The 5,456-nt window shown below is 75.1% G+C and carries 4 protein-coding genes, 1 other RNA gene and 1 pseudogene; 5 read left to right on the top strand and 1 reads right to left on the bottom strand.

Annotation, left to right across the window (positions count from 1 at the left end; translation table 11 throughout):
* The first annotated feature begins 472 nt into the window (after positions 1–472).
* From ACFXGX_RS26240 to rnpB, 4 genes and pseudogenes are all read left to right on the top strand, one after another.
* The gene (locus ACFXGX_RS26240; protein WP_384795530.1) at positions 473–1,906 is read left to right on the top strand and encodes an RNB domain-containing ribonuclease; all 1,434 of its coding nucleotides are present in this window, start codon (positions 473–475) and stop codon (positions 1,904–1,906) included.
* Positions 1,907–2,150: 244 nt separating this feature from the next.
* Positions 2,151–3,008: a helix-turn-helix domain-containing protein gene (locus ACFXGX_RS26235; RefSeq protein WP_384795600.1), complete on the top strand. Its 858-nt coding sequence runs from the start codon at positions 2,151–2,153 to the stop codon at positions 3,006–3,008.
* Positions 3,009–3,022: 14 nt separating this feature from the next.
* Positions 3,023–3,850: pseudogene (locus tag ACFXGX_RS26230) on the top strand (DMT family transporter); the annotation flags it as partial.
* Between the two features lie 70 nt (positions 3,851–3,920).
* An RNA gene (rnpB, locus tag ACFXGX_RS26225) (RNase P RNA component class A) lies at positions 3,921–4,334 on the top strand.
* Positions 4,335–4,336: 2 nt separating this feature from the next.
* Here rnpB and ACFXGX_RS26220 read toward each other — a convergent pair.
* Positions 4,337–4,882 (bottom strand): DoxX family membrane protein, encoded by a 546-nt coding sequence (locus ACFXGX_RS26220; protein ID WP_384795528.1) that lies wholly within the window; start codon positions 4,880–4,882, stop codon positions 4,337–4,339.
* A 130-nt stretch (positions 4,883–5,012) separates the two neighbouring features.
* Here ACFXGX_RS26220 and ACFXGX_RS26215 point away from each other — a divergent pair, with 130 nt between their 5' ends.
* Positions 5,013–5,339, top strand: coding sequence for a nuclear transport factor 2 family protein (locus tag ACFXGX_RS26215; RefSeq protein ID WP_384795526.1), 327 nt, complete (start codon positions 5,013–5,015; stop codon positions 5,337–5,339).
* Positions 5,340–5,456: the final 117 nt, after the last annotated feature.

Below are 5,456 nucleotides of genomic sequence, written 5' to 3'. Positions count from 1 at the left end.
CGGACCCACCGGACTCTGCCGGGCCTGCCGGACCCACCGGACTCTGCCGGGCCCACCGGCACCGGCCCACCGGCACCGGCCCACCGGCACCGGCCCACCGGCACCGGCCCACCGGCACCGGCCCACCGGCACCGGCACCGGCCCACCGGCACCGGCACCGGCCCACCGGCACCGGCCCACCGGCACCGGCCCACCGGCACCGGCCCACCGGCACCGGGCCTGCCGAACCCGCCGGGTCTGCCAGGTCTGCCAGGTCGGCCGGACTTACCGGGCCCGCCGAACCCGCCGGGCCTGTCGGACCGCTGGGCCTGCCGGGTCGGCCGGACCCCCGGACCCCACCGGGCCCGCCGGACCCCGGCATGCGCCCGCCGTGCGGCACCGGCACGGTGCGGCGGGCGCGAACCCGGTCCCCTCGCCCGGAGGGCGCCCCGCTCCGCGTGCTCAACGGTTGCCCCCGGCCTACGCTCGACCCATGCCTCGCCGTCACGTCCGCGTCACCGGTGCCCCGCAGGCCCCGCTGCGAGCCGCTCTCCGCGCGCTGCGGACCGGGCTCGGCGTCCCCGGGAGTTTCCCGGCCGACGTCCTCGCGGAGGCCGGGCAGCCCGCCCGCCTGCCCGCGTACGACGCGACGGACATCCCCCTCCTCACCATCGACCCGCCGTCCTCCGAGGACCTCGACCAGGCGATGCACCTGTCGCGCCGCGAGGGGGGCGGTTACCGCGTCCAGTACGCCATCGCCGACGTCGGCGCCTTCGTGGCACCCGGCGGAGCCCTGGACGCCGAGGCGCACCGGCGCGTGATGACGCTCTACTTCCCCGACGGTAAGGTCCCCCTCCACCCGCCCGCGCTCTCCGAAGGCGCCGCGAGCCTCCTCCCGGGCCAGACCTGCCCGGCCGTCCTGTGGACGATCGACCTCGGCCCGGACGGCCGTACGGAGATCGTCGACGTCCGCCGTGCCCTGGTCCGCAGCCGCGCCAAGCTGGACTACGCGACCGTGCAGCACCGCATCGACACGGGAACGGCGGAGGAATCGCTCGCCCTCCTCAAGGAGGTCGGCGAACTGCGCGAGGCCCTGGAGATCGAGCGCGGCGGCATCTCGCTCAACGTGCCCGAGCAGGAGATCGTCGAGAAGGACGGGACGTACGAACTCGCCTACCGCGCCCCGCTGCCCGCCGAAGGCTGGAACGCGCAGATCTCCCTGCTCACCGGTATGGCGGCGGCCGAGCTGATGCTCGACCACGGCACGGGCGTGCTGCGGACACTGCCCGCCGCGCCCGACGGGGCCGTCGGACGGCTGCGCCGGACCGCGCTCGCCCTGCGCATCGACTGGCCGCACCACGTCTCGTACGCGCAGCTCATCCGCTCCCTCGACCCGCACCGGCCGCACCACGCCGCCTTCCTCCAGGAGTGCACCACCCTGCTGCGCGGCGCCGGGTACACCGTCTTCCGGGACGGGGTGCTGCCCGAGGTCACCGCACACGCCGCCGTCGCCGCTCCCTACGCCCACTGCACGGCCCCGCTGCGCCGGCTCGTCGACCGCTACGCCTCGGAGATCTGCCTCGCGGCCGCCGCCGGTCTGCCGACCCCCGAGTGGGTCCTCGCGGCACTCGACGCCCTGCCCAAGGAGATGGCCGAGGGCAGTAGGCGCGCGGGCACCGTCGAGCGCGAGTGCGTCGACATCGTGGAGGCGGCGCTCCTCAAGGACCGCGTCGGCGACCTGTTCGAAGCCTGCGTGGTGGACGTACAGGAACACGACCCCACGGCCGGGACCGTGCAACTGGAGTCCCCGGCGGTCTTCGCCCGGATCTCCGGCGGGACGACGGAACTACCGCTGGGCGAACGCCTGCGGGTCCGGCTCGCCCAGGCGGACCCCGGAACGGCCAAGGTGCGGTTCGAACCCGCCTGATCCCGGCGACGGCCTCCGGCATGGAAACGGGGGACGCGGGCGTTGCCTCCGTAGAGCCGGCGCCGTGAACGCGACCGGCCACGGTCGCGAGGGGGAGGGACGGCATGACCGGACGAGGCGGGACGGCATGACCGGACGGGGAGAGGCGACGACCGGGACCGCACGGCGCCCGGCGACGGCCGCCGCGGCGACCGCCGTGGCCCGTGGGACGACCACGCCCGCGCGGCGGCCCACGAAGCACCTCGTGAAAGAGGAGGCCCGCTGGACCCGGGCCACCCTCGGGCGGGACGGCCGGCCCCTGGACCTGCTGACCGCGCGCTTCGACCGGCACCGCTACGCGCCCCACACCCACGACGAGTTCACCATCGGCGTCAGCGTCGGCGGCTCGGAACTCATCGGCTACCGAGGCGGCCACATCAGGACCGGCCCGGGATCCATCGTCGTGCTGGCCCCCGGCGAGACGCACACCGGCGGCCCCGCCGCCTGCGACGGCTACGCCTACCGGGCCCTGTACGCGGAGCCGTCCCTGCTCTCCGAGGGCGCCGTCGGCGGTCTCCCGCACTTCCGGGAACCGCTGCTCGACGACCCCGAACTCGCCGCCGCGCTGCGCGCCGCGCACGCCGAACTGAGCGCCTGCCCGGACCCGTTGGAGGCCGAGTCCCGCCTGCCGTGGCTGCTCGCCGCGCTGACCCGGCGGCACTCCACGGCCCGCCCGGAACGCGACGAGGTTCCCGGCGCCGCGCGCATAGCCGACGCCGTACGGGACCGCCTGGCCGGCGAACTCCAGGCCCCGCCCTCCCTCGCCTCCCTCGCCGGCGACCTGGGCCTGTCCCGCTACCAGCTCCTGCGCGCCTTCCGCACGACGACGGGGATACCGCCGTACGCCTGGCTGGCCCAGCACCGGGTGAACCGGGCCCGCCGGCTCCTGGAGTCCGGACTGCGCCCCGCCGAGGTCGCCGGACTCGTGGGCTTCGCCGACCAGGCGCATCTGACCCGCTGGTTCCGCCGCGTCCTGGGCGTGACCCCGGCCGCGTACCGGACGAGCGTGCTCGCGCCCCCGGCCGGAGCGCAACAGCGTTCAAGACGCACCGCGGGGCGGTGACCGAGACTGCCCGCATGACTGCACGCGGCTGGTTTCTGTTCTCCCTGATGGGAGTGATCTGGGGCATCCCCTACCTGATGATCAAGGTGGCGGTGGACGAGGTGTCCCCGTCGGTGGTGGTGTTCACGCGCTGCGCGGTCGGCGCCGCGCTGCTGCTCCCCTTCGCGATCCGGCAGGGCGGCCTGGCCGGGACCGTGCGGGCCCACTGGCGTCCGATGCTGGCCTTCGCGGTCATCGAGATCATGGTCCCCTGGTGGACGCTCACCGACGCCGAACGCCATCTGTCCAGCTCCACCGCGGGCCTGCTGATCGCCGGTGTGCCGATCGTCGGCGTCGTCGCGGCCCGTCTCGTCGGCGACGCGGAACGGCTCGGCGCCCGGCGCGTCACGGGTCTCGCCCTCGGCCTGGCCGGAGTCGGAGTCCTCACGGCACCGCATCTGACCGGCGGCGACGCCCGGTCCCTCGTCGAGGTGCTGCTCACCGTCGTCGGCTACGCCACCGCGCCGCTCATCGTCGCCCGCCGCCTCAAGGACGTGCCCTCGCTCCATCTGACGGCCCCCTGCCTGGCGCTGGCCGCACTGGTCTACGCGCCCGCGGCGGCCTTCACCCGGCCGGAGGCGATACCTTCCGGACAGGTCCTGGCCGCCCTCGCGGGCCTCGGCGTCATCTGCACGGCCGTCGCCTTCGTGGCCTTCCTGGAACTGATCAAGGAGGCGGGCCCGACCCGGGCGACGGTGATCACGTACGTCAACCCGGCCGTCGCGGTCGCGGCGGGCGCCCTCCTCCTGGACGAACGCCTGACCGCCGGGATCCTCGCCGCCTTCGCCCTCATCCTGGCGGGCTCCGTCCTGGCCACGGCGACCGCCGGTCCCCGGCGTCCCGCCCGCCCGGTACCATGGTCGGCACGGCAGACGAGCCGGGCGGACGGCCGCGTGGAGGTCCTTGTGGACCTTCCCGAGGAACGTCCGGGCTCCACAGGGCAGGGTGGTGGCTAACGGCCACCCGGGGTGACCCGCGGGACAGTGCCACAGAAAGTAAACCGCCGCGAACTCCGGTTCACGGTAAGGGTGAAACGGTGGTGTAAGAGACCACCAGCGCCTGAGGCGACTCAGGCGGCTAGGTAAACCCCACCCGGAGCAAGGTCAAGAGGAGCCGCTCTCTCGGAAGAGAAGGCGGCTCTGCGCGGACGTTCGAGGGCTGCTCGCCCGAGTCCGCGGGTAGACCGCACGAGGCCGGCGGCAACGCCGGCCCTAGATGGATGGCCGTCTCCCCGGCCGCCGCGAGGCGACCGGGCGACAGAACCCGGCGTACAGCCCGACTCGTCTGCCCTATTCCTCGAACAGGGCCTCCTGCTTGCCCTCCCGTGCCACGCGCACCCGCTTGTTCCGGACGCCCACGACGACCGCGGTGACCGCAGCCGTCGTACCCAGCGCGACCGGCACCATCCAGCCCCGGTTCACCGCGTGGCCCATCAGATGGTCGAGCGACAACCGGCCCGGACCCGCCACCGCGAGACCCGCCGCCGCCAGCCCGAGCGAGACCGTGTACTCGTAGCCGCCGCTCTGCGCGAAGAACCCGTTCGGCACGTGCACGGCCGCCGCGCCCGCCATCGCGCCCGCCGCCGCGGCACCGGCCGCGGGCGTGGCGAGGCCCAGCACCAGCAGGGTGCCGCCGCCCGCCTCCGCGAGGCCCGCGGCCGTGGCGCTCGCCTTCCCGGGCGCGTACCCCATGGCCTCCATGGCCTGTCCGGTGCCCTCGATACCGCCGCCGCCGAACCAGCCGAACAGCTTCTGCGCTCCGTGCGCGGCCAGTACGCCGCCGGTGCTCAGCCGGATCAGCAGCAGTCCCAGATCACGCCGGTCGATACAGGTCACGGTGACTCCCAGTCCAGACGGCGGGGCGGTTTCCTCCGGATGTCCACCGTCGCACCGATCGGACCGGCCCGGCGGGCCCGCGCCGCCGTTCGGGTGGCGGGTGCGGGGAGCCGGTGTGAGGGTGACTCCCATGACCATTCAGCCAACGCGCCTCAGCGACCCGGCCGTCCGGGCCTTCGTCACCGCGGTGAACGCCCATGACCGGGACGCGTTCGAGGCCCTTCTCGCGCCGGGCGCCACCATGTCGGACGACGGCACCGACCGTGACCTCGCCGACTGGACCGACCGGGAGATCTTCTCCTCGCGCGGCCACATGGATGTCGACAGCGAGTCCGACGGGGGGCGTTCCCTCCTCGTGCGGTACCGCAACGACACCTGGGGCGAGATGAAGACCCGGTGGAGCTTCACCGTCGCCGACGGCGGCGGGATCAGCCGCTTCGAGACCGGCCAGGCCTGAATGCCGGCGGGGGGGGGGGGGCGCGGGGGGGGGGGGGGGGGGGGGGCGCCGGGGCGGGGGGGGGGCGCGGGGGGGGGGGGCCGGGGGCGGGGACGGGTGTCCGGCGCCCGCGCCCCC

It is taken from the genome of Streptomyces sp. NPDC059371, assembly GCF_042751995.1.
Classification (GTDB): domain Bacteria; phylum Actinomycetota; class Actinomycetes; order Streptomycetales; family Streptomycetaceae; genus Streptomyces.
Note: the sequence above shows the minus strand (reverse complement) of the source record. Positions and strands in the feature narration are given on the sequence as shown.